31 protein-coding genes are annotated in these 24,471 nt (G+C 38.5%); 22 read left to right on the top strand and 9 right to left on the bottom strand.

The genetic code is table 11. The features are described from left to right. The first annotated feature begins 64 nt into the window (after positions 1–64). The 6 genes from P20429_RS07380 to P20429_RS07405 all read left to right on the top strand — a co-directional run bounded on the left by P20429_RS07380 (position 65) and on the right by P20429_RS07405 (position 3,277). Positions 65–661: an RDD family protein gene (locus P20429_RS07380; protein ID WP_007584382.1), complete on the top strand. Its 597-nt coding sequence runs from the start codon at positions 65–67 to the stop codon at positions 659–661. A 14-nt stretch (positions 662–675) separates the two neighbouring features. Further along, complete coding sequence (locus P20429_RS07385) at positions 676–1,140, top strand: hypothetical protein (RefSeq protein ID WP_007584380.1); 465 nt, start codon at positions 676–678, stop codon at positions 1,138–1,140. Between the two features lie 21 nt (positions 1,141–1,161). After that, complete coding sequence (locus P20429_RS07390) at positions 1,162–1,647, top strand: hypothetical protein (RefSeq protein WP_007584378.1); 486 nt, start codon at positions 1,162–1,164, stop codon at positions 1,645–1,647. A gap of 75 nt (positions 1,648–1,722) precedes the next feature. Continuing rightward, a complete protein-coding gene (locus P20429_RS07395) occupies positions 1,723–2,037 on the top strand; it encodes a hypothetical protein (RefSeq protein WP_007584370.1) in 315 nt (104 codons plus the stop codon). A gap of 12 nt (positions 2,038–2,049) precedes the next feature. Further along, the gene (locus P20429_RS07400; RefSeq protein WP_004334618.1) at positions 2,050–2,469 is read left to right on the top strand and encodes a hypothetical protein; all 420 of its coding nucleotides are present in this window, start codon (positions 2,050–2,052) and stop codon (positions 2,467–2,469) included. A 172-nt stretch (positions 2,470–2,641) separates the two neighbouring features. Further along, the gene (locus P20429_RS07405; protein WP_004334621.1) at positions 2,642–3,277 is read left to right on the top strand and encodes a trimeric intracellular cation channel family protein; all 636 of its coding nucleotides are present in this window, start codon (positions 2,642–2,644) and stop codon (positions 3,275–3,277) included. A 3-nt stretch (positions 3,278–3,280) separates the two neighbouring features. Here the strand turns inward: P20429_RS07405 and P20429_RS19690 are convergent, their stop codons facing one another. Together P20429_RS19690 and P20429_RS07410 are read right to left on the bottom strand one after the other, a co-directional pair. Continuing rightward, a complete protein-coding gene (locus tag P20429_RS19690; protein ID WP_033026919.1) occupies positions 3,281–3,625 on the bottom strand; it encodes an N-acetyltransferase in 345 nt (114 codons plus the stop codon). Between the two features lie 348 nt (positions 3,626–3,973). Continuing rightward, the gene (locus P20429_RS07410; RefSeq protein ID WP_007584367.1) at positions 3,974–5,440 is read right to left on the bottom strand and encodes a DASS family sodium-coupled anion symporter; all 1,467 of its coding nucleotides are present in this window, start codon (positions 5,438–5,440) and stop codon (positions 3,974–3,976) included. 286 nt (positions 5,441–5,726) lie between these two features. On the opposite strand from P20429_RS07410, the gene P20429_RS07415 reads away from it, so the two are divergent. The 16 genes from P20429_RS07415 to P20429_RS07470 all read left to right on the top strand — a co-directional run bounded on the left by P20429_RS07415 (position 5,727) and on the right by P20429_RS07470 (position 16,531). After that, entirely contained in the window at positions 5,727–6,566 is an 840-nt protein-coding gene (locus P20429_RS07415; protein WP_007584366.1) for a DUF417 family protein, read from the top strand. Between the two features lie 17 nt (positions 6,567–6,583). Then, positions 6,584–6,835, top strand: a complete 252-nt coding sequence (locus P20429_RS07420; protein ID WP_007584365.1) for a Rho-binding antiterminator — start codon at positions 6,584–6,586, stop codon at positions 6,833–6,835. 518 nt (positions 6,836–7,353) lie between these two features. Further along, positions 7,354–7,725, top strand: coding sequence for a hypothetical protein (locus P20429_RS07425; RefSeq protein WP_007584363.1), 372 nt, complete (start codon positions 7,354–7,356; stop codon positions 7,723–7,725). 114 nt (positions 7,726–7,839) lie between these two features. Beyond that, positions 7,840–8,529 (top strand): hypothetical protein, encoded by a 690-nt coding sequence (locus P20429_RS19685; protein WP_033026917.1) that lies wholly within the window; start codon positions 7,840–7,842, stop codon positions 8,527–8,529. A 100-nt stretch (positions 8,530–8,629) separates the two neighbouring features. After that, complete coding sequence (locus P20429_RS07430) at positions 8,630–9,025, top strand: hypothetical protein (RefSeq protein WP_007584359.1); 396 nt, start codon at positions 8,630–8,632, stop codon at positions 9,023–9,025. A gap of 496 nt (positions 9,026–9,521) precedes the next feature. Further along, positions 9,522–9,920 (top strand): hypothetical protein, encoded by a 399-nt coding sequence (locus tag P20429_RS19680; RefSeq protein WP_033026913.1) that lies wholly within the window; start codon positions 9,522–9,524, stop codon positions 9,918–9,920. A 79-nt stretch (positions 9,921–9,999) separates the two neighbouring features. After that, positions 10,000–10,434, top strand: coding sequence for a hypothetical protein (locus tag P20429_RS07435; protein WP_007584357.1), 435 nt, complete (start codon positions 10,000–10,002; stop codon positions 10,432–10,434). A gap of 401 nt (positions 10,435–10,835) precedes the next feature. Next, a complete protein-coding gene (locus tag P20429_RS07440) occupies positions 10,836–11,183 on the top strand; it encodes a hypothetical protein (protein WP_007584355.1) in 348 nt (115 codons plus the stop codon). A gap of 101 nt (positions 11,184–11,284) precedes the next feature. Further along, positions 11,285–11,797 carry a hypothetical protein gene (locus P20429_RS07445; protein WP_007584353.1) on the top strand — a complete coding sequence of 171 codons (513 nt, stop codon included), beginning with the start codon at positions 11,285–11,287 and terminating at the stop codon, positions 11,795–11,797. Positions 11,798–11,896: 99 nt separating this feature from the next. Then, on the top strand, positions 11,897–12,121 hold the full coding sequence (locus tag P20429_RS07450) for a hypothetical protein (RefSeq protein ID WP_007584351.1): 225 nt from the start codon (positions 11,897–11,899) through the stop codon (positions 12,119–12,121). An 87-nt stretch (positions 12,122–12,208) separates the two neighbouring features. Beyond that, positions 12,209–12,526 carry a hypothetical protein gene (locus tag P20429_RS07455; protein WP_007584349.1) on the top strand — a complete coding sequence of 106 codons (318 nt, stop codon included), beginning with the start codon at positions 12,209–12,211 and terminating at the stop codon, positions 12,524–12,526. A gap of 501 nt (positions 12,527–13,027) precedes the next feature. Further along, complete coding sequence (locus P20429_RS20585) at positions 13,028–13,324, top strand: YcxB family protein (RefSeq protein ID WP_007584346.1); 297 nt, start codon at positions 13,028–13,030, stop codon at positions 13,322–13,324. 480 nt (positions 13,325–13,804) lie between these two features. After that, positions 13,805–15,343 carry a glucan biosynthesis protein gene (locus P20429_RS07460; protein WP_007584344.1) on the top strand — a complete coding sequence of 513 codons (1,539 nt, stop codon included), beginning with the start codon at positions 13,805–13,807 and terminating at the stop codon, positions 15,341–15,343. Between the two features lie 236 nt (positions 15,344–15,579). After that, positions 15,580–15,942 carry a 2OG-Fe(II) oxygenase gene (locus P20429_RS07465; protein ID WP_007584341.1) on the top strand — a complete coding sequence of 121 codons (363 nt, stop codon included), beginning with the start codon at positions 15,580–15,582 and terminating at the stop codon, positions 15,940–15,942. Continuing rightward, positions 15,936–16,184: a DUF1272 domain-containing protein gene (locus tag P20429_RS19670; protein ID WP_033026910.1), complete on the top strand. Its 249-nt coding sequence runs from the start codon at positions 15,936–15,938 to the stop codon at positions 16,182–16,184. Before P20429_RS07465 ends, P20429_RS19670 begins: the two co-directional genes overlap by 7 nt. A gap of 44 nt (positions 16,185–16,228) precedes the next feature. After that, positions 16,229–16,531, top strand: a complete 303-nt coding sequence (locus tag P20429_RS07470; protein ID WP_007584337.1) for a hypothetical protein — start codon at positions 16,229–16,231, stop codon at positions 16,529–16,531. A 128-nt stretch (positions 16,532–16,659) separates the two neighbouring features. Here the strand turns inward: P20429_RS07470 and P20429_RS07475 are convergent, their stop codons facing one another. From P20429_RS07475 to P20429_RS07505, 7 genes are all read right to left on the bottom strand, one after another. Then, the gene (locus P20429_RS07475; RefSeq protein WP_007584335.1) at positions 16,660–17,943 is read right to left on the bottom strand and encodes an allantoate amidohydrolase; all 1,284 of its coding nucleotides are present in this window, start codon (positions 17,941–17,943) and stop codon (positions 16,660–16,662) included. A 14-nt stretch (positions 17,944–17,957) separates the two neighbouring features. Continuing rightward, a complete protein-coding gene (locus tag P20429_RS07480; protein ID WP_007584333.1) occupies positions 17,958–19,187 on the bottom strand; it encodes an alanine--glyoxylate aminotransferase family protein in 1,230 nt (409 codons plus the stop codon). Positions 19,188–19,190: 3 nt separating this feature from the next. After that, a complete protein-coding gene (locus P20429_RS07485) occupies positions 19,191–20,015 on the bottom strand; it encodes a sulfite exporter TauE/SafE family protein (RefSeq protein ID WP_007584332.1) in 825 nt (274 codons plus the stop codon). Beyond that, positions 20,003–21,604, bottom strand: coding sequence for a gamma-glutamyltransferase family protein (locus tag P20429_RS07490; protein ID WP_007584331.1), 1,602 nt, complete (start codon positions 21,602–21,604; stop codon positions 20,003–20,005). Before P20429_RS07490 ends, P20429_RS07485 begins: the two co-directional genes overlap by 13 nt. Continuing rightward, the gene (locus P20429_RS07495) at positions 21,601–22,803 is read right to left on the bottom strand and encodes an amidase family protein (protein ID WP_007584330.1); all 1,203 of its coding nucleotides are present in this window, start codon (positions 22,801–22,803) and stop codon (positions 21,601–21,603) included. Before P20429_RS07495 ends, P20429_RS07490 begins: the two co-directional genes overlap by 4 nt. Before the next feature lie 464 nt (positions 22,804–23,267). Beyond that, a complete protein-coding gene (locus P20429_RS07500; protein WP_007584329.1) occupies positions 23,268–23,750 on the bottom strand; it encodes a putative 4-hydroxy-4-methyl-2-oxoglutarate aldolase in 483 nt (160 codons plus the stop codon). Positions 23,751–23,753: 3 nt separating this feature from the next. Continuing rightward, positions 23,754–24,407, bottom strand: coding sequence for a TetR/AcrR family transcriptional regulator (locus P20429_RS07505; protein ID WP_007584328.1), 654 nt, complete (start codon positions 24,405–24,407; stop codon positions 23,754–23,756). Positions 24,408–24,471 lie beyond the last annotated feature (64 nt).

Here is a 24,471-nt window from a genome sequence, read left to right as displayed (position 1 = left end):
TAATTGAATAACATAAATTAATTATGTTAAATTACGATAAAAAGAAGATACGGACTTAGCTTTCATGGACTCTGAAATAGATTTTTCTACCTACACTTTAGATGAGCTTTACTCATCAGCGAGAGCTATAGATCGCGAAGCCTACCCAGAACGAGCAAAAGAAATAGACGACTTAATTAAAACGCGAGAAGCACAGAGCCCATCTGAAAATATTGTATCAAAAGTAGCAGGAGAAAAAGCAACGCGCTCAGATAGGCTAGTGGCTGCTATTGTTGATGGCGTTTTAGGTGTTGTTTGTTTTATACCTGTATTCATGCTCGTAGGGTTTGGTAGTTTAAGCCAACCAACACTTACTTTATCTGCAGGTTTGCTAGGTTATGGCATATTAAGCACGTTAGTGCTTCATGGTTACCTTATGTACCAACGCGGACAAACAATTGGTAAATCTTTAATGTCTATCCGTATTGAAAATTTAGATGGTACACAAGCAAGCTTTACTACAATTTACTTTAAACGCATGCTTTGTATGCAACTATTATCACTTGTCCCTTCGGTAGGTCAGTTTATAGCTGGTTTTGTTAATCCATTATTTATATTTGGAAAAGATAAACGATGTTTACATGATCATTTAGCGGGAACAAAAGTGAGTTATGTAGATTAATCAGGATATTAATTATGGCAGCTTTGCCTAGGCAAAAAAAACTACCCGGATTTAAAATAGTCTATAGTTTGGCTTTATCAGCATTATTTATTGTCATTTTGCTATTTTACATGGAAGTAATTAACGAAAAACCTTTATTGCATCAGTTTTTATATTTGTTTGGATTATCTTCTTTAGGAGTGGTTATTGAATGGCTATCTACAAATAATAAGCAATCACAAGCTATTGATATTGCCAATGGTGAATTTAAATTACTTGGTATAAATATAAAGGTGTCTGAGCTAGAAGAAGTACTTTATTGTCAAACGAAGCGATTTGAGCATACCTTAAGGTTTAAATTTAGAGATGCGACCTACCGAGACATAGAAATATCAGCCCCTGACTTGATTGATGATTTACGTTTTTATCACTTTATGGTTGGTAACGGTTTACCAGTAAAAATGACAGACGATACAGGGCGTTTTTTTGAGCGAACTTAACATTACAGCAAGGAGCGAGTGATGATTAAAACAGCTTTTATGCTAGCAAGTGCGGTCTTTAGTGGATATTCACATGCAGGCTCATTTGAAGGATGCTATTCAAGAACAGACAAAATAACTAGCGCTATCCCTATGCTCAACGACGATGGTAGCGAAAGTAATGAGCGCTTTAAATTAAAAACGAGCTATATAAATATATTTAAAAAAGACGATAAATATTTTACAGAAGGTTTTATCTGGGGCTTTAACTTTCATATTTGTACTATCACAGCTCCGTTAGAAGGGACGACAGAACCATTACCTTTAATACTAAAGGGTAAAAAATTGGTGTTTGAAGAACAAGAGCCCGAATACGATATTAACTGTAAGTTTGAGCTAGAATTTGATGAGAATGGTTTGAATATTATGGATGAAAACTATCATTGCTCTAACTACATGTTTTACTGTGGAGTACACGCAAGTGTTAATAATATTCAATTAGTTAAAACGTCTAAAGGGTGCAATTAACAAAGCCATTTTTAATATTTTTTGGATTAGCTAGTTTGTATTTTAACTTGTTGGTATAGCTAAGAAGGACTTACCATGCGCAGTTTTTTATTATTTATAGGCTACTCATCTTATATTGGTAGTATGGGTGATGGTCTGCTTGGTTTATATGTCTTATGGGTTCTAATAAGTAATGAATTAGCGCTACTAAGCTTATCGCTTAATGACTTTTTAGCGCAGTATGTTGAGTTTATATTTTGGGTGAAGCGGGTCGCATTTTATGTAATGCCACAAGGCTTTGCCAATTGGTTATTTGGCCTACCAGCTATTATTTACTTTCCTGTACGTATATTAATGAGCTTAGTAATTGGTTGGTGGGCGCTTAAAAAGGCAGCCCAGTTAAAAAGTTGAAGGGTATTAAAAGTGATTACACATAAAAAATTAGACATACTCTACCTTGACGGTATAGCAGGTTTACTTGCTGGTTTAACTTTGTTTAGTTTTCAATCTTGGTTCTACGAAATTTATTCTTTACCTTTACATGCACTTCAATTTATTACAGCAGCTAATATACTTTATGGTATATGCGCACTTTTATTAGCATTTAAAAGAACAAGAAGCTTATTAGCCATTAAAGTATTAGCTATAGCCAACTGCTTTTGGGTAATAGTTTGTATTTTCTTTATTTTTGAATATATTAATTCTGCAAGTTGGATAGGTATTAGCCTATTAATCTTTGAGTCAATTTTTGTAGGCTATCTTGCTTACTTTGAGTGTATAAATAGCGCCAGCTTAATTTATGGGCCTACTTATAAACAACGTGTAAAAAATACCTACTTTTAAAATAATTACCTTCTCAAATATTACCTTTTATAAAACCTAACCTGAAACTGCATTCAGTGTAAATTATAGCGTTGTTTTTAAATGTATTTTTTAAAGTTAATTCAAATTTTAAGGGATGTTTTTTGGCACGTAAGTTGATACAACTCCTAATAAACTTTAAAAAGGAATTACCATGACTGCTGAATACTTTATGGTACTAGGGTTACTCGGTGTCGCATTTTTTGCTGTTGCAGGGGCATTGCTTGGGTATGAAAAAAACATTAGTGGCTTTGGCGTAGTAGTGGTTGCAACCGTTACAGCACTAGGGGGCGGTACCCTCAGAGATATACTTTTAAACAAACCGGTATTTTGGATTGCTACCCCAGAGTATTTATATTCGACCTATGGGGCCGTTATAGCAACAATTGCATTTATTCGATACTTACCGCGCGTTAATAACTACTACTTTTTATTGGTAGACGCTGTTGGTATGGCGCTATTTAATATTATGGGGATAGAAAAAGCACTCATTAATGGCTCTGGCATGGTGGTCGCAATTACCATGGGCATTACTACAGGTATATTTGGTGGTTTAATACGCGACGTAATTTGCCGTGAGGTGCCAACTGTTATGCGCAGCGAACCTTACGCCTCTGCGTGTTTAGCGGGTGGTGCAGTTTATGCCGCTTTATTTAGCCTTAATGTAGATTACATTTGGTGTATTTTAGGCTCATTTTTCACGACTATCTTTTTAAGATTAGGCTCTTTGCATTGGGGTTGGCATTTAACTATTTTCAGAAAAAAAGACTTCAGAGATCAAAGCGACTAATTTTTAGCTACGAGTAGCTCGCGTTTGCATGTGGTACTCGTAATTATCCTCATCCGTTATAGTAAAACCCAGCCGCTTATAAAGTCCTAATGCTGGGTTTTTTTTAAGCACGGTGAGTTTAATCGGTTTTGACTGCGCACTTGTAATAACTTGTTCAATAACCGCTTTCCCATACCCTTTATTTTGGTGCAATGGATGTATTTGTAATTGCATTATTTCAACGTGTTGAGCGTGCGTTTGGTATTTTAAAGTACCAATTGGTACCTCATTTATAACTATAAGATGGGAGCAGTCATATTGATCATCAAGCCTTAAAACATGCTGTTGATCTGTTATACCAATCCGCAATAATACTTAATCATTTTGCGGGGCTAAACGTGTCGCTACCTGCGTTAAAAAATGCTCATTTAGAACAACTAAATAGCGAATTTTTTGCCTAGCTATCAACACGTTTTTCCAGCCTCAAAATAGATCACTTAATTAAGCGAATTGGTATTAAAAATAACCCGGCATTTTAAGTGTTCAACCATAGTCAGTTTTCTGAGGCTTAATAAGTAGTCTCGGTCTGAATATACTGCCTTTATAAATTTAAAAACCATAGTGCTCCCTTGCAACAGCCTTAATGTTTATATTTGTAGAACTAATCAAAATATGTGCGCAGTATTAAATGTGCAAGCCAAGCTAACAAAGGCAATACTACCAATACCCAAGTGCTTTCCACCAAAGCCCGCCAACAATTCCCCATACACTTAAATTAATAATGCTCATTATAAGACCCATTACCCACCAATCTTTTAATGATACATAGCCTGAGCCAAACACTATGGGAGATGTGCCCGTTGCGTAATGCGTTAACGACATCATGAGTGATGAAGCGCCAGCTAACAGTAAACCTAAAAATAAAGGCGGAGCGCCAAGCGCTAAACCTGCGGCGTAAAATGCGGCAAACATAGCAGTAATATGTGCTGTGGTACTGGCAAAAAAGTAATGAGCATAAAAATACACAGCTACCAATATAATAGCCGATACAATCCAGTCAAAGCCCAGTTGCGCAATGTTGCTCTCAACAAGTGTTGAAAACCACGTTACCAAACCTAATTTATTTAAAAAAGTGGCCATCATTACTAATGCTGAAAACCAAACAACGGTATCCCACGCAGACTTTTCTTTAAGTACATCGTCCCAGCTTAATACACCAGTCACTAATAAAACCGACAGACCCAAAAAAGCCACTGCGGTTGTGTTAACTGCGTAGTCAGCCCCTAAAATCATTGCAGGCACGCCGGCCCATAAAACAAGCAGCATAGCAAAAACACCCACCATTATTTTTTCGCCATAACTCATTGGGCCCATTTCAGTTAATTTAGATTCTGCGTAGGTTTTAGCGTCGGGTGTACTTTTAACTTCAGGTGGGTAAATGGCATAAACAACCAAAGGCACAAGGGCAATACATAGCAAACCAGGAACAAGCGCTGCCAGCGCCCACGTACCCCAAGTAATACTAATATTTGCACCGGTGGCATCAGCAATCAGTTTTACAATTAGCGGGTTTGGCGCAGTCGCCGTAATAAACATAGCTGATGTAATAGGGTTTATATGGTAGCTCACTAAAGCAAGGTAGTGCCCAATTTTACGAGATGTGCCTTCCTCAGGGGACGAGCCAAAGCTTGTTGCTATCGACTTCATTATTGGGTGAATAATAGCGCCGCCTCGCGCGGTATTACTTGGCGTTACAGGCGCTATAACAAGTTCAGAAAGTGCGAGTGCGTAACCAATACCAATTGTTTTTTTACCAAAAAGAGAAATAAAATTATAGCCAATACGATTTCCCAAACCAGTTTTAGCTAAACCCCGAGAAATAATAATAGCAATACCAATCAACCAAATTAATGAATTAGAAAAGCCACTTAATGCATCTTTAATAGCGCCCGATGGGCTGTCATTAGTTACGCCGGTTAACGCAACAGAAGTAATAGCTAAAATAGCAATGGCGCCGATTGGCATTGCTTTACCAATAATGGCAACTACAGTACCAATAAATAAAGCGAGCAAATGCCATGCGTTTTCGGTAACACCTTGCGGGGGCGGTACAGCAAACCAAAGTAGTAAAACAATGGCTATAGAAATCAGTCCAGAGGTAACTCGAATATCAGTACCCTTCATTAAAAATGTCCCTAAGTTTTAGAAATGCATGCATTCTGTGTATTGAAAAGGCGACGTTATTCTACTTCATTTTATAATAAAAAAAATGACGCACATCATATGAATATTAGACTTATTTAATTTTATTAATAAAGAGGTAATAAACTATAAACTAAAGTGATTGATTACATTACCCGATGAGAGCTTACGTTGTGCTTAATCAACTCTTATATTTTTAAGAGTTAGCTTGAATTGTTTTATCGGCTCGTAAGGTCTTTATAAACCTCAACGAATACTTGGAAATACAATGAACTTAAAATTAACCAACAACGTGATTACTTTTTTATTAGCGAGTAGCTTTTTGTTACTTGGCTTATCGTTTGCGTTAGGAGCAAACCCTAATACGTTAACGGCTACGTTTAGTTTTTATGGCGTTGATTCGCTAATGTCTGTATCTGCGTTAGGTTTAATTAGTGGCTCATTTATGATTGCCTTAGCGTTTGCCACCGTGCTCGTTCGCCTTAAATTAATGAAACCTACACCAGCACTTTTACTTGCAGCAATTATAAGTTTAGTTGCATTACTTACCTTGTTTGCCAGTAACCGTTGGATGGCGCAACTTGGTGGCTTTCCAATCATTGGTAGCGGGCAGGGTATAATTAAATACTTCGCAGTAGTGCCTTTGTATTTGTTTTTGTTTTATAAAGACAAACTTACCGACAAACAACACGTACTTTTAAACTTTATACCGGTTGCTATGGTTTTACTGTGGATCGGCGGCATGAAGTTTTATGAGTTTGAAGCAAAAGGCATTGTAAGTTTAGTAGAAACCTCACCGTTTATGTCGTGGTTATACACGGTATTTAGCGTACAAGGCGCGTCTAACGTAATTGGCGGGTTTGATGTATTATTTGCCGTGTTATTGGGCTTAGGGCTATTTTTAAATAATAAAAAGCTAATTATTGTAAGTGGCTTAGCGTGTTTAAGCGTATTTATGATGACCCAAACATTCTTAATTACTGCAACCGGTGCATTTAGTTCTTCCACTTTATTGGAGCGCTTAGGGCAGTTTGTAATTAAAGATCTTTGGTATATAGCCAACCTTGTTGTTATTGCTTTTTTAATGATTTTTAAACCGACTAAATAACATATAAAGAGGACATTATGATCAGTTGCAACCAATACGACTATATCGAAATTGCCTGTATGCACCGTTTAAGTATTGAGCTTATATTAAAAAATGGCGATGGTGTATGTGGCGTAGCAACTGACACAAAGCGCAATGCTAATAGAGACGAATGCATAGTTGTTAGCGTAAATAGCGAGTTGCAACTCATTGTGCTCACTACAATTAGTATACTTAAAGCGCGTGAGAAAAACCCATACTTTGACCACGTGAAATTTGATATAAAGTAAGCACCTCACTCATTCGTTTTATTATAAACACCCCAGCGAGCCTGTATCATTAATATGTTAAGGCTCGCTTATCTCACCAATGCTTTAGCTAATTACGCGCTAAATACATAAAGCCAAAATTTTCCTATTACTTTTTCCTCTGTTTTATAATCGAGTTTTTCCACCAGATAAGGCTAAACGCCAACTATTAAAGCGTATAACAATGCTAAACCAGTATAAGTAAGCCTCAATAAGCCTTAACTAGCGCTTAGTATCCGTACGTTTGTTAATTATGCTCGTAAAAGGTAGCTACATAAATAAAGCTAACTTACAGAGCCAGCTGTTTTGATTTTGTCCGATAACATCATTAAAAATCGTTTTGGTGAAAAATAACAAAGACCTTTTTATAACATGCCTAATCACTTGTTTACATTAAAGTTATTTAGTGGAATTATTAAACAATGTAATATACGCCATTTTGGGGTGTTATAACCCCCAAAGTGTTGTCAATAAGCTGTTAGCGGTACTCTGAGGTTTTGGTGAAATCTAAAGTTATAGAGTTTGATAATTCAACAAACACGATTGAGGTGATAAACCTCAATTTTGATGTTGAACTTCTAGAGATCACAATATCTATCGATGGAGATAAAATCGATATTATTTTTGAAGATCCAGCAGGTTTTCGGGTTTTAGATGAAGGTGACTTGCTAGAGTTTTGGCCTGATTGTTCTTTACAAGCAGGTTGGCTTCATGAAATAAATTCTGATGGTTGGTTCGACTTAGAAAAGAATAGAAATGGTTTTCTATTAGCAGATAATGCAAAGGTAACTGAGTATTTGGTGGTTGGCGTAAATTACTGTGTAAGCATTCTTGCATGGGAAAAACCAAAAGTTCAGCAAAGTACGCGCTAACAAGTTAATAAAAAAGGATAAAATACGGCTGTCTATCTTGCTCCGCTCGTATTTTAGCTAACCAAATTTTGCCTGTCATTGAGGCGTTAGTGTTCATCTGAGATCGAGAATCGAATGGAATACATAATTGGATTAATATCATTTCTACTTGGAATAGCTTCAGGATATTTTATTGCCTATGGTAAAGAGAAAGGCAAGAATCGAGCGTTAAAAGAAGATATTGAAAGCTTAGAAGACCAGAAGCAGCAAGTTCAGATTAAATATACTAGAGAGCTCGAGGATCTTAAAAAGGATAACGCCCTTAATATTGAGTTAAGAAAACACAAGTACGAAGAAAAGAAGATTCAATTTGCTAAATTATTTACTCTTCTCGATAAATTCCATGCCAAAAGCAATGAGATTCTCATGGAGCGTTTTGGCCCAATCTACTCAAAGTTTATGGAAAATTATTTGGTTAATGATGAGTCAACCCAAAATGAAGCCATCGCTGAGTTTAACCAGAGCATGATGGGTTTATTTGGTGAGCTAAACCAAGAGCACTTAAAACTCACCACAGAAACTAATAGCATACGTCTAATTTCTTCAGAAGTTTTAGATGATCATCTGGATCAACTCACAGCTAAAGTAGGCGAAGCTACTAATACCGCGCAAGAAATGTTGAAAATGATGGCAAGCCCTGAGTTTTGGGCAAATCAGACCATTTTGTATCCGCTTCAGATAAAAGCTGAAGAACAAGGTCGAGAGATTATCTTCGTACGCGACAACATTCGTAAGCAAATGAAAGACGAGTTAGATCAAATATAAAACACTAACAAGCTGCGCAAAACAACCTACTCCGTTTCGGCGGCTTAGCCGGGCGTTAGGTTTATTATCAAAGTGTGTACATTAAAAAGGATGAATGGATATGGGCGAATGGTCTGATTATTTCGAAGATCTCCCTGAAGAAGCACTTCAACCACCGATCGCAGCAGAAAGAGCAAAAGAAAAATTTGACTCTGATATCAAAGATTTGAATGCAGATGCATTTGCTTTAATAGCGAAAACAAGGAAAAAGGCTATTGATGCGCTTCAAATGCAAAAGAAACAATTTTTTGAGTCGGTTGATTACTGCCCTCAATGTGGTGAAAAAGAGTTAAATGTCTATAAATTAGAGAACAAAACTTATCTATGTGAGTGCCAAAATTGTGGTATCTGTGGTTCAGGAGATAATTTTTCCGCAGCATTGCATAAAACAGCGTCAGCAATCGGGGATAATATCGATTGGAGAGTCGGTTCATTATTTTCAATCAGCACAAAATAAAACTAACAACACGCCCTGAGGTGGACAGCAAGCGCTAAAGCTCACTTTCCACCGCAAATTTTAACAGCGGTGATCCCTTACTTTTTAATGCAGTTAAGTAAGTTGATTCATCGTAGGGCTGTGTGCTTTCCAGCACCTAAATAGTATTCGTATCCGCTTAAATGCCAATGATCTGATGATGGTATTATAGGGCTTTCCTTTGGCTCCTTGCTGCCAACTATCTTGGTCAATTAACGGTGCTTTAGCCCAAAATAAATAACGCACAGATAATCCTGCTCATTCTAGAAAGAGTAAAAAGGTACCCACACTAAATTTTTCAGTAATACCTTCCAAAACGCCAATTTAAACAACACCAAACACTTCATTATATGCTGCGTAAAAGCACAGTAATCGATTGAACCAAAATAGGAACTCAGCTATGGTTTATTTATCAATAAAAACAAATAAAAAACGAGTTAATCTACAGGCTCGTTACGTAACTACGTGAGGAGAGATGATGAACAAGGAAACTATAGGGAAATACTTCGCAGTTTTGGGATTATTGCTTTTCTGGGCACCTCTTTGGGGAATTGTTGATTCGTATTTAATTATGTCCTCTTCATTTCAAGAGATAACGCTGTTTGGAAGTAATGAACCTAAAATATCACAAGAAGAAATGTCATCAACAGCTTTGTCTACAGTAACAGGGTTCATCTTATTTTTAGTTGCACTTTGCTTTTTAACATTTTCCGTTGTGGGCTTAAACTATCGAACTAAGTGGCTTTTTTGGGCACTAATAATATATTCAACATTGTTACTCTTCATGTTCCCTGTTGGTACAGTGTTAGGAGTAACTGTGCTGGCAGCGCTAGTTTTGAACAGGGAAAAATTTGGACTTGACGGTGACCTTACATAACAAAACCATTAACCGGATTTGTGCAAGAGCGCCACAAATCTGGTTATGGCAGGCGTTAGCTTTCTAAGAGGGTTTCGAGTTGAGAACAATATTTAGCTTTATTTTAGCCTCTTTAGTTGTTGCATTTTTAGCGCCAATGGCAATTGAAATGAAATTTACTATTATTCCTTTTGGTATATTTATTTGGACGTTAATAGTTGTTCTAATTTTGGTTCCAGTAACAGCATTTCCCATTTATAAATTTATCACTAAAAGCTGTGGTTATTCGCTAAATACAGTGCTCAAATCTTCAGTTATATCTACTTACTTAGTTTCTTTCTTTTTTGTTTTCCCTTCAGGTTTAGATAGCTCAATTATTAATGGTAAGGTATTGGTCGAAAATGGTTCAATTACGTTAATAGGTTATGGATATAGCTTTTTACAATTGTTTTTATTTTCTATAGTAGGTCTTGTTGCTGGTATTGTATTTTACGTTTCAAAAATAGAGTTAAAAAAAGCTAAAGAGTTAGGATGAGATTCATTCTAGCTTTTACATAAATAATAAATGATATCAGTTGGTTAGGTTTTATTTGTGACGGTGCGTCACGCAAAAATCTGAGCAACAATGAAAGAAAGAGTAAAAAGCCAACCACACTAAACTTTCTCGTAATACCTTCCAAAACACCAATTAAAACAACAGCTAGTCTTCTTTTTATATTCCACGTGAAATACAGTAACGATTGAACCAAAATAGGAACTCAGCTATGGTTTGTTTATCAAAAAAATAAAAAACGAGTTAATCTACAGGCTCGTTAAGATTAAAGAAACTAATTAATTGAATCTGGCTGTTAGAGCTATTCTACAGCCTCGTTGTATTGCTAAAGGATTATCGTGAGATATTCTAGGATTGTACTCTTTTCAGTAGGCTTGTATTTATTGCTAGTTGCTTTATCAACAATAGCAACAAAGATTGTTGGCTTTGATGAAATGACTCAAAGTACCTCATTAACTTTTACTTATTACGTCCTCGGATTTGTAACCTCTTTAATCGTTTATTGTTACTTAGGTTATAAGCAAACAGTGAGCCCTTATAAACAAGCCTTTTTAGTTGCGGCGGTTTATTGGTTTATTAATCTAAGTGTCGGTGCCTTACTATACACCTTGTTAAAAATATCAATGGAGCTTTTGATATATTTAATTCCAGCTTTTCTGCATGTTATTGCTGTTTTATTAGGGACATTACTTGGTATTCAATTACGTCGTAAAAGAGTTGAGCGTAAATAAATCGTAAAGCAGAACAAAAAAAGCTGGTTTTTGCTCTTTCATCCTAACCTTAGATAACAACCTTACGGCCTATTCGGCATAAGTAAAAAAGGAATTTAAATTTGCTATTCGATTGGTTTAGCTCTGAAAAGCCAAATGTTTATTTGGGATCGTTAGCTGTAGCTAATAACAGCCATTTTTCTAAGGTAGAGTCGTTTTTTTATATAACGGGCGATTCACTACAAGATCATATGCACAAGAAGCTTGAAGATATTTTTTGTCTTCACAGTATTTCGTCTATTAAAGAGCCTAAAAAGTCAGATATTGGTTTAGATGTTGTTATAGTTACTTTGCATGGTGGTGATGCATTCACTATAGATTTTGATACAGCTATTATTCCGCTATTTTGGCGACCAAAAGTTAAGTTAGTATCGCGCTTGTATAACATTAAACACAACAAAACGATTAAAACGTTCAGCGTTTCTAAATCTGTTACGTGGCGCGAATTCATAGCTAAAAAATTTAGCTTAAGAGGCTTTTTTCGTTGGGGTCCTTTGTATCATAACGAAGACATGGAAATACTGTTGTATAAAGCATGCTACGAGTTATTAAATAAAATGCGAAAGGTTATTTAACCAGTAGCCAATAAGAATAATTAAAATAAGATAAAAATACATTTTGCTCTTGGTGAGCATCATTACAAACAAAATTACTAATCATAAAAGGATTGAAGAATGAAAAAATTTATATACGCAGCTGCAGCTATTTTATTGCCTACCATTCTTGGGGTTTTATTTGGTGGCATTATAAGCGAGAAAAGTGGTTTTTTAGAAAGCTTTAAAGCATACGGTTTTATTTGCTTACCTATAGCTGCTGTAACCTATTTTGCAGGTTTACGTGCAAACCAAGGTAAAGCTAAATATGAAGTTAGCAATAAATTAACCAAGAACAAAAAGTAGTTCGCTTTGCTGCCACAATGCTTATTTTTACAAATATATTTTGCCTATTTAAGGCAGCACTAGATATAAAAATACAAGGATGCATAATTGAATTATTTAAATTGGTTACAAAAGACATACCCAGAGCTAAATGAGATATCAAATGAAACTATTAACTCTCATATCGACAAAGCAAAGTCTGATACAGAGCTTTTTAGGGAATTCATTAAAGTATTAGGTAGCTTATTTTTTATTATCCCGTTCAACTTATACCTTTATATTTCGGGTATTCAGGCATCTAACAGCCCTTTATATTGGTTTTTGGTTGTGGCTTCAATTGCTGTTGGTGGTTTTATCGGGCTTTATTGCGAGCAAAAGGTCATTAAAAAACGTCTTAAAAAAATAATACAGTTAAAGGCGTTTTAAATGACTAATGATGAAGGGCAGTTAGGGTGACCTTATTCTAACCGTTACGGAAATTATCAATTATAGAATGGTAAACAACTTGGCTTTATTAAGCCTGATTCTCTTTAAAATAAAAAGCGGAATATTACGGTCAATAAATGCATGGGTAAATTGATTTTAAGTTGATAGGAACTCAGCTATGGTTTGTTTATCAATAAAAAATAAAAAACGAGTTAATCTACAGGCTAATTATACGTATCTCAGATTATGGAGAATCTTTTGAATCTTAAAATTAAAACATCTAAAGCCGACTATGACGCTTTTTACGCTCACACAGCATCTAAGGTGTTGAAATCCTATACATGGATACCCATGCTTAAAAATGTGTGTCTTTGGTTGGTGCTAACTTTTAGTTTTATGTCCTTCTTTCAGTTTCAGTCTGGCGGAATAGAAAATAAGTTGTTCTTTTCTGTTTTCACATTATCCATTTTATTTTTTATTTACGTCGCTCTCAGTAAATTTATGGAAGTGAAAATTGCACAATGTTTTACACCAAATGAAAATGGAATAATGATTGGTCCTAAAGAGTTTGAAATAAGCGCTGATGGTATAAAAGAAATCCACCAATATGGTTATAACTTTTATGACTGGGATGTTGTAGAGCATATCGAAGAAGTTAATGGTTCAATCTATGTATATGTTGATAAAGTACTTGCCATAATTTTCAACCCTGAGTCGTTGAAACCTGATAAATGTAAAGAAGATCTTTTAGCTACGATGAACAAACACGTAACAACACGCCCTGAGGTGGACGACTAGTCAAATTTAGCTATTAATTGCAAATTTTAAAAGTGGTGAGCCTCTTTGTTTTTCAACACCTAAATGTAATCCTTATCGATTTAAATACCAGAGTTCTATATAGGCTTACCCTTCACTTTTTACTGCTTATAATACGCTTTAGCCCAAATCAACTATGTAACTACAACGAATAGAAAAACCAGCCACTCTACAAGTATTTGCCTTAAAATAGTGGGCAACTAAAATCTAAATATATCCATACCTCTTGACGGCTTCGTCCAATAAACTGCGCTATCCCACTTATTTTCACTTCAGCGATATCATCAAACGCGCCGCCCCAAAAACAAATTAATTATGGGAGGTCCTGTAGTCAAATAACAATACTTTAGTAAACGCTAGTTCATATTACGTCACGTAATATCCATACAGAACTTTAAGTTAAACATACGTTCGTGCAGCGTTCCCATTTTTATTTGACTCAATTTATTGGACATTCTTTTTATGAAATTAAAGTTATTTATCGCAATTATTTTTAGCACTTCGATGTCGTCTTACGCGACAGAAGCAGTAGATAAAACGGAGTTTTCATTCGAAGACTTAAAAGCCCTAGCAAAAGCCTCAGCCGAAAAGCCCTATACGCCAACTAAGGTGCCAGCGCCGGAGTTAATCGATAAAATTACGTATGACGAACATTGGAAAATACGCTTTAAAGAAGATGAAACTTTATATCCAAGTGGAAAAAAGGCGCCCGTACAATTATTTTACCCTGGGCGATATTTTCCTGAGCCAGTAAGTATTTTCATCAGAGACGATAAAAATCAGGTTCAAAATGTACCTTTTAGTAATGATGTTTTTGATATGCCTGATGACAGCCCAGCTCACGATCTCCCAGAAGGGTTTGGATTTGCAGGTTTTAGAATAATGCGCCCAGATATGAAACCAGATTGGATATCTTTTTTAGGTGCGTCTTATTTTCGTACCGACGGGCCAGAGGGGCAATATGGACTGTCTGCTCGAGGTATCGCGATTAATACGGGTATGAATCAACCAGAAGAATTTCCGCGCTTTTCTGCATTTTGGATTGGCCCTGCAGAGAAAAAAGGTGAAAGTGTGTCTGTTTGGGCATTGCTTGAAGGGCCTTCTATCACTGGTGCTTATCGGTTTGGTTTAAGTAAAGATAACAAAGAAGCCAAAGGCCATATTACTTCTGTAACGGCAAATTTGTATATGCGCGCAGATGTTGAGCGTTTAGGCGTAGCGCCATTAACCAGTATGTATTGGTACTCACAAAAAGATAAAACAGAAGCTAAAGATTGGCGCCCTGAAATTCACGACAGCGATGGCCTAGCGATTCACACCGGATCGGGTCAATACGTTTGGCGCCCATTAAATAATCCTCAGTCGGTGTCGACCAATAGTTTTATTGATGAGAACCCAAAAGGGTTTGGTTTAATCCAAAGAGATCGTGACTTTAATAACTACCAAGACGACGGCGTATTTTACAATAAGCGTTCATCAGCGTGGATTAAACCTACTGACGATTGGGGAAAAGGCGCAGTTCAGTTAATAGAAATTCCTACAAAAGATGAGACGTTTGACAACATTGTTGCCTACTGGGTGCCTGAAAAAGAGGCGCGCAAAGGTGATGAGTTTACCTTTTCTTATGATATAGAATGGCGTCCACTCGATCCAAAATCAAAAACGCTTGCAAGCGTTGTAAATACTCGCCAAGGCTTAGGCGGAATTCCCGGCCAGCCTATTCCTGAAGGCGTTAACAAGATGGTGATTGATTTTGAAGGCCCAGTGTTTAAAGGCTTAGATAACAAAAGTGGTATAAAGCCGATTGTTGAAGCCAGCAATGGTGAAATACTAGAGCCTATTGGGGTTTATCCGGTAGTTGGTACAAACCAATGGCGATTAGCGTTTGACTACAAACAAGCTAACAACAATCCGGTGAACATACGCGCGTATTTAGTTGATAAAAATGATGAAGCTATAACTGAAACATGGGTAAGTGATGCAAAGGTAACGATTAAATAAGACCTTAAATAAGCATTAAAGTAAAACGGGTGGCTATATTTTGATTTGCTAGGTAATTATAGCCACCATAATGTCTTTTAAAACGCCAATCAAAACACCATTAAAACTCCCTTTTATATCCCACGTAAAATACAGTAATCGATTGAATCAAAATATGAACTCGGCTATGGTTTGTTTATCAATAAAAATAAAAAAACGCGTTAACCTGCAGCTTGTTAGCTGTTTCGAGGGATTGTATGTTTTTTTTGAGTAAATTATTTTGTTGGGAGCGAGGCCGACAAAAATCAGGCTACGATAAAATGTTGATTTGTGGTGCTACGTGGCCAATTAAATTTGATACTTACTTGCTTAAATTCCCACAAGGAAGTGAAATAGCACCACACACAGACAAAGTTGAATCTGGTAAGCACTATCGATTGAATATAGTGCTTAAAGAAGCAGATTTGGGTGGTGAGTTTATTTGCAGTAATCCGATATTTGAAACAAAGCGGGTTAAGCTATTCCGCCCTGATGTAAGTGAGCATCAGGTATCAAAAGTTATAAAAGGTAATAGATATTTACTCAGCATTGGGTGGATAAAAGGGAGCGCTAAATGCTAGATTTAAGACCTAATTGTGAATGTTGTGATAAGAATCTACCTGCAGAGTCCAGTGAGGCTTTTATTTGTTCATTTGAATGCACGTTTTGTTCTGGCTGTGCTCAAACGCTGTTAAATAACGTGTGCCCAAACTGCTCAGGTAATTTGGTTCAGCGGCCAATTCGCCCTTTGGCTGCACTAAAAAATTACCCAGCATCGACTAAGCGGGTATTAAACGAAAATGGTTATGCGCCAAACACATAAGAACATAAAGTATAATAATTACATTTTCTGGGTATGGAGATCTGATGAGAAAATCCTTTGAATTTACTGTTAAGTCAATCAAAGTTAAAATAATTAACTCTTGGTTTAGTGGTGCTAAATTATATGTGAATGGTGACTTACGAGATACTGACAAAACTTTGTTAGCTATTAGGAATAATACTTTACTATCTGCAAATTTAGGTGAGTTGGGTGTTCTAGAAATCAAGCCATTATCGGGTTTAATTACCGTTGAAATGGATGCATATTTGGTTAATGGTACAAACATTCAACATGTATATAGCTCACATAAACGCCTTAGCCTAAAAGAGCAAAGGGCAGCTCGATAAAGCTACTTTAAATAACGTATATTCCTGCATTTACCTGCCTTCAGTAATAACCTCCAAATGACTTTGAGGAGGTTTAAGCCCCTAAGCATACCAAGTTAATATACTTGGTTTACTCGATTACCTTAAAATCACTCACACTCTTTCACATAAAGTAAAAGCGCGCTGTACATTACACTGAGTGCCTTTGTTACATCGCTGTCGATAACTGCTTCTGCTGGGTGATGGCTTATACCGCCAGGGCTGCGTATAAACAACATGCCAACGGGGCAAATTGGAGCGATTGCCATTGCATCGTGCCCTGCGCCTGAGGCAAGTGAAGGCGATGCTTGGTTATTGAGTTTACATGCGCTTGAAAACAAATGCTGAATTTGAGTATCGCACGCTACGGCACCGGCGGCATGAGTCCATTGCCAATCAAGCGTTAAATTGCGTTTGCTTGCTATAGATTGTGCGCTGCTTTGTATGGCGCTTAGTAAGTTAGCGAGATCGGTGTCGCTTTGTGCACGTGCGTCTAGGCTTATGGTTGTTTTACCTGCAATCACGTTTGTTGCACCGGGGCGAGATTGTATTTGCCCTACGGTTGCAACTTCGCCGTTTTTAGCATTGTTTGCTAGTTTTTCAATTTCGGTTACTAATTCAGCGCAGCCTGCTAGTGAATCCTGACGTAAATTCATAGGGGTTGTACCCGCATGACCGCTTTGCCCTGTTAGGGTAAGCATGGCGCGCTTTGCTCCTGCAATTGCAGTTACAACCCCTAACGCCTGATTAACCGATTCGAGTACAGGACCTTGTTCAATATGAGTTTCCCAGTAAGCTAGTAATTCGTTTTTGTTTAGTGCGGCCTTTGCGTAGTCGTTAGGGTTTAGGCCAAAGTCGAGCATGGCTTGGCGCATAGTTATGCCGTTTGTGTCTTCAATGTTTAGCCACTGTGGGTCAAATTCGTTAGCGAGGGCTTTTGAGCCAATTAAAGTTGTGGCAAAGCGGGTGCCTTCTTCATCGCAAAAGCCCACTACATCTAAATGAAAGGGCAGGTCTAGCTTTAACTTATTTGCAAGCGCTGCAATTTCTATCCCCAGTAGTACACCTAAAATACCATCAAACGCACCTGCGTTTGGTACTGTGTCGAGGTGTGACCCTATAATTAAACGTTTAGCATGTGGGTTTGATGATTTAAGCCGACCCCACAGGTTGCCCACTTCGTCTTGCCACGATTGCATGCCTGCCTCAACCATCCATGATGCAGTAACGGCGTTACACTCTTTGTGCTCTTTTGATAAGTACACACGGTGAATGCCACCTTGCATTTGCGATAGTGCGCTGAGAGTTTTACAGCGAGATAAAGCGCGTGTTGCGTATTCATCAGCAAGTTCTTTGTTTAACAAAGGCTTTAAAATGGGGCTTACAATCGTCATGCTAAATCCTTTTTTTATTTATAGTGAGTGAGGGCGGCAATGGCAGCTTCGCCTTTAGGACCTTTGTAACCGTTGGCATGCAAACAAGCGTCTAGGCTTGCAAGTGTTTGTAGTACGGTATCTTTTCGGGCGTTGTAGCCCATAGTGCCAATACGCCAAATTTTGCCATGAAGTGGTCCAAACGAGGTGCCAATTTCTATTCCAAAATCGGTTAGCATTTGCCCGCGTACGTGATCGGCATTAATGCCCTCGGGTATATAAACACCCAGTACGTTGTTCATTTTATGCGTTAAATCGCCAAATACATTTAAGCCCAGTGCTTGAATGCCGGTTAGCATGGCATCGCCATGTAATTTGTGGCGCGCTACGCAGTTATCCACGCCTTCTTCAATTACTATGCGGGCGCATTCTGAGGCGCAGTACAGCATGCTGGTGGCTTCGGTATGATGATTTAGGCGCTCTTCCCCCCAGTAATTCATGATCATACCTAAATCAAAATAGTTAGAGCGCACAAAGGGTTCTGTGCCATCGGTATGATCGGCAGTGCGAATGCCTGCTTCTACCTTTTTACGTTTTTGGATCCACTCGGCGCATTTGTCGCTTAGTGTCAATGGCGCTGATCCAGAAGGACCGCCTAAACACTTTTGTAGGCCAACAGAAAGTGCATCGAGTTTCCACTCATCGGCAGGAAGTTCGTTACCCACAATAGAGGCGGTGGCATCGCAATAAAATAGTACATCGTGCTTTTGGCAAATATCGCCAATATGCTCAAGAGGTTGGTTCATGGTGGTGGATGTATCGCCTTGTACCATAGCAAGTACATGGGGTTTTACATCAACAATGGCTTTTTCGATTTGTTCTGGCGTAAACACTTCGCCCCACGGTACTTCTATTGTGTGCACCTTTGCGCCAACGCGTTCTGCTATTTCAGCAAGTAGGTGACCAAAGCGCCCCATAATTGGCACTAGTACTTTATCGCTTGGGCGTAAAATTGAGCATAATACGGCTTCGATCCCTGCGCGCGATGTGCCATCTATTAGCATGGTCCATTCGTTTTTGGTTTTAAAAATTTCGCGGTAACGCGCCATAGTTTCGTTCATAAAGCCCGTCATTACCGGGTCGTATTGGCCTATTAGCTGCGCCGACATAGCACGTAAAACACGAGGATCTGCATTAATTGGACCTGGTCCCATTAATAAACGCTGTGGTGGGTTTAAGGTTTGAACTTGCGTGTTATTAAACATACTTTAAGCTCCCAGAGTTTGAATGAGCATGCGAATGCCAGTTATCATTAAGACAACTGCAAAAGCGCGTTTTAGTTGTTTTTGATCCAGCTTGCTACCAATTTTTACGCCAATAGGCGCAAATAAAATAGTTAGCGGAATAATAAGAAAAAAGGCAGGGAGGTTAACCAACCCCCACGTACCTAGGGGAGCATCGGTTGGCGTTGTGCCAATACTTAATAAGGTAATAACGCCTGGTAGCGCAATCAATAAACCAAAAACGGCCGCAGTTCCTACTGCAACATGGGCGCGTACATTAAATGCGTTTAGCATAGGTACGCCAATAGTACCGCCACCTATGCCAATCATTACCGACAAACCACCTACAATACTTGCCATAACGCCTTGACCAAATTTACCTGGTAACTTACTTACAAGTGCGGGTGCGCCGGCTCTAAATAACATGTTTAAACTGACTAAAATAGCAATGCAGGCAAACATGAGCACTAATGCGTTACCGCGAACGGAATGAGCAATAATGCTACCGACTACCGCCATAACTAATATAAACGGTGCCCAGTACTTTATTAGCGCAAGGTCAATATTTCCTTTGCTATGATGCGAGCGAATAGATGAAAGCGAAGTAGGTACTATGGTTGCAAGTGATGTGGCGGTGGCTATCATCATTGCCGACTCTGGGCTTACGCCAAAACCTTGCAGTAAAAAATACAGCACAGGGACGATAACAATACCGCCGCCTACACCAAAAAGTCCTGCTAAAATACCGGCAAAAATACCGGTTGCTATTAAGGCTACTATAATTGGCCATTGATTTATTATTTCTGACATTGTGTTCCTGCTGTAGTTACTGTTGCACGTCCATCTGAACGAGGATCTGTTGCAGCTTCAAGGCTTGTAGGTGTATCTAAAATAGCCCCAGCGTGCCCCATCATTTCGTTATTATTATCAACGCTTACCCAATCGTGGTCACGTTGATTTAATTCATGTTCTATATGAAAAACTAACTCTTTTTCAATTTTTAAATTTGTACTCGTATCGCCCCATGTGCGTCCAAGTAACCAACGAGGGTCGCTAATTGCTTGTTTTATAGATTTATTTCGCCATGCGTAGCCTGCAAAAACAGCGGCTTGAGTTTGTGGTTGCCCTTCACCGCCCATTGTTCCGTAAGCAAGTCGACGACCATCGCTAAACTTTGCCATTGCTGGGTTAAGTGTATGAGCCGGCTTTTTATTTGGCGCAAGGGCGTTGATATTGTTACTCGCATCAATATCTTCATTGTTTAAACTAAAGCTTAAACCTCGGTTATTCCACACAAAGCCGCCTTCGCTCATTAGTATTCCGCTGCCAAATTCCCAGTAAATACTTTGAATAAAGCTGACTAATTGCCCGTTTTTATCTCTGGCAGCCATCCACACGGTATCGCCAGGCTCTGCGTTAAATGGCCATTGTTTGGCTTTACTCATATCAATATTGTTAGCAAGTTGGCTTAAGCGATCATCGGTTAGTGCGTTTTTATAATCATCCCCTAATACTTCAGGGTCAGCCCAAAGGGTAGGGCGATGCGTAAAGCTTTGTTTAGTTGCTTCAACAATTAAGTGCGTCCAATCGGCATCGGTTTTAGCTAAATGCTTTAACTTATTTACGGCACCAATTATTTGTAGTGAATGCACGCCCTGTGTTGGCGCGGGTAAGTTGTAGCAATCAATACCTGATAAGTTAGCATTTAGCGCAGTAACTACCTCGGCTTTAGTATTTGCAATGTCAACTGCGGTAATTGAGCTGCCTGCTTTTGCTAAGTCGGCGGCAAATGAGTTGGCAAGTGCGCCTTCATAAAATGCGTTCAAACCATGTTTTGCTAGGTATTCAAACGTTGCAGCAAGTTTAGGGTTTTTAAAATGCTGGCCTGCTTGTAAGGGCTTGCCATTGGGTATGTAGAGGCTTTTAAACGCGTCATTGGTATTGTTAACAGCGGCTAGCTTTTCGCAGCCTGCTTGCAAGCTTTTTGTAACTGTAAAGCCCTCGCGCGCAAGCTCAATAGCGGGTGCTAAAATTTTTGACAGTGGTAGTGCTGCGTGCTCATCTAGTTCAAGCGCTTTTTGCCAACCGCGTATTGTACCCGCTTGAGTAAGTGCGCTTAATCCGCCGCGCTCTGGTATTTGCGTGAGCGGGTTATACGCCGTTGTATTAGTTGCTGCGCGGCCGCAGGCGTCAATAGCTGTGGGCGTTTTTTGATTTGGGTTATCGATAAGCCAAAAGCTGTCGCCACCAATTGAGTTCATATGTGGATACACAACGCTAATCGCAGCGGCAGCCGCTACCATAGCCTCGGTAGCTGTACCGCCTTGTTTTAGTATATTTATACCCGCCTCAGTGGCCGAAAAATGAGATGCGGTAAATGCAATGTTGTGTGTGGTCATGCCGGTGTGTCCTGTTTAAAGTGTGCAGCTAGGTGCTTAACGCAAGCAAGTAAGCTTTTATCGTTACCGTGGGTCATCATTAATGAAAAACCATAAGGGTGATCATTTGTTAAATCAGCCAGCGGTAAATGCACTTGCGCTGAGCCACTAAGTCCTGCAATTGCCGAAAGCGTAATAATTTGCATGCGTAAGGCGCTTGTGTCGGCGCCTAATTTAGGTGCGGTTGTGGGTGTGGTGGGTAAAAATAAGCAGCTGTGTTTGTTTAGGTTTTTAGCGACTATTGTTTGCCACTCGTGCTGTATTTTTAACGCCTCTTGTTCTTCTTGCTCGGTTAAAGCCAGTGCCATTTTAAAACGAGCCGCAATTGCTGGTGCAAAATGAGAAAGCTGATCTGGGAGTTCAAGCCAGTCTCGGTGCGTTTTTGCAATCGCACGACCTTGTAATATTCTAAAGGTATCGGCAAGCTCACTTAGCAGGCTGCTTTTGGGGAGCTTAAAATCGATATGATGATTAAAATAAGGTTTGGTTTTTTCTAAAAGCTTACCCAGTGGTGCTTGTAAAGAGGGGTCAACGAGTTCAAAGAGTGCTTCGCAAATAACCAGCGTATTTACTTTATTAATAACTTGATTTGGTAGCAGTACATTACCTACATCGTTTAATAGCTCGGCGCTTTGGGTAAGCCAACCTATGGTATCGAAAGACGGGGCGAGAGGAATTAATCCTTCTTTTTCAATTACATTATGGCTTGGCCTTATGCCATATAAACCACAATAGCTGGCGGGTATTCTAATTGAGCCACCAGTGTCGGTACCTAAGCCAATATCGGCTAAGTTAGCAGCCACAGCTGCTGCCGAACCCATACTCGAACCACCGCAAGCATGCCCTTTTAATTTAGGATTTTGCGCAGCGCCATAATGTATATTATTACCCTCTAAGCTATAAGCCAGTTCGTCTGTGTGGGTAAAGCCTATAAAGTTACAACCAGCGGTCATGAGCTTATTAACCGAGCTTGCCGTATTTTGAGCCGGTTTAGCTGTTTTAAACCAGTGTGGATTGCCAGCGCTGTTACGCTCGCCTTTTACTGCAAATACATCTTTTACGGCTAAGCGATTGTTTGCAAGTAGACCAGATTGATTTGTTTGCCACAGGGTAGGACCGTGATTGCAAAATATACTTTTTTTGTTTTTTTTATCACTCATTTGCAGCTCATTATTATAAAACTGACCAAGTACTTACTTATTAAGTTAAGAGTGGTTAAAAAGCGGGCTGGTTATTATTATTTTAATACCAATTTTATTAAAAAAATGATCATTCTATCGGATTAAATAACGCACTTACTTCGTTAAAAATTATTCATAGAGAACAACTATATGTCATAATTTTTGCCTTGTTATTACGCTATTTTCTTCACGTTATGGTAGATCACTAATTTAATGCAATTGGTATAACTCCGCTTTTTAATCGGTAGTTTTGATTTTATAGTGTTTAGACTAAGCAAGAGAAATGCCATAAATTAAAATCCTGTCCAATTGGTCAGGTTTTAGTGGGTTGTATGAGATTTATAAATGTGGGCTATAAAAATAGTGACACTAAAATGAGTTAAAACAAACCAACTTGGTGCAAAGTTGCACCAAGTTGGTCTTTATTTATATGGTTTTGAGTGCTAAATAAGGGCCGTTTTACTGATGATTAAACCGTTAATATCGGCGTAAACCCAATCGTTAGGTTCTATGGTGGTGCTAAGCATGGTAATAGCTTGGTTTTTATCACCAAAGCCGCGCTTTAAGGTACTACGCGGTGTAGAGCCTAGCGCCATTACAGGTAAGTTCATCGTGGCAAGTATTTCTATATCTCGGCAACAGCCATTTATTATTACGCCTTCCCAGCCATTACTTAAGGCACGCTCAGCCATAATATCGCCTATAAACGCAAAGCGTTTGCTCGCAAACCCGTTTATAACTAATACTTTACCTCCACCATTTTCATGCAATATATCGGCAGCAAAAGAGTTGTCTTCTGGGCAGGTAACGGTAACTACTTTGCCATAAAACGTGGTTTTTTTACCAAAGTGATAAAGGCCGCTGTCTGCTACTTGTACGTTATCGCGATGATCGTCAAATAAATCGGGTGTAGTAAAGGATGTCATGGGTTAAGTCTCACTTTGCTCAGGTATTTTAAGACCAATACCTTTTAAAATTATGTGGGCAATTGATTGCGTAATTTGTGCCACATCGGTTTCGTCGTACTCTAATTTGTTCATTACGAGTAAAACCTCAGCCTGAAAGTCGGCGTAATATTGCGTGGTAGACCAAATAGTAAAAAGCAAATGGTAGGGATCAACCTTATCCATTTTATCTGCGTCCATCCATGCTTGAAGTACATCAACCTTTTGTTTAACCCAAGGGCGGGTATTGGTTCTAAAGTAGTTTTGTAAATAAGGGGCACCGCGCAGTATTTCACTAGCAAATAAGCGAGATTGCATTGGCTGATTTACGGCGAGTATTACTTTGCTTTTAATATAGTTATAAAGCACGGTAGCTGGATCGTCGTTAATTGTGACGTTATCGAGCCCTAAGTTCCAATTAGCTATTATGCGGTCGATCACAGATTCGTACAGACCATCTTTACTTTTAAAGTAATACAAAATATTAGCTTTTGGCACCTGCGCTTCTTTAGCAACCATGCTCATACTTGCTCCGTCGTAACCTAATTGCGAAAACAATTGCTCGGCGGCATCTAAAATTAATTTTTGGTTTTTCTCGCGTGTAATTTCTTTTTTATTTGGCTTTATTTGTGTGGTCATTATAGAGTTTGCGTGTTTAACGTATTGATTGATTGTAGCTTTACTGACCAAAAGGTCAATTACT

Origin of the sequence: Pseudoalteromonas sp. BSi20429 (genome assembly GCF_000238895.1) — a bacterium.
GTDB classification, from domain to species: domain Bacteria; phylum Pseudomonadota; class Gammaproteobacteria; order Enterobacterales; family Alteromonadaceae; genus Pseudoalteromonas; species Pseudoalteromonas arctica.
The sequence above is the reverse complement of the archived record's forward strand: the minus strand, read 5'-3'. Positions and strand labels throughout refer to the sequence as shown.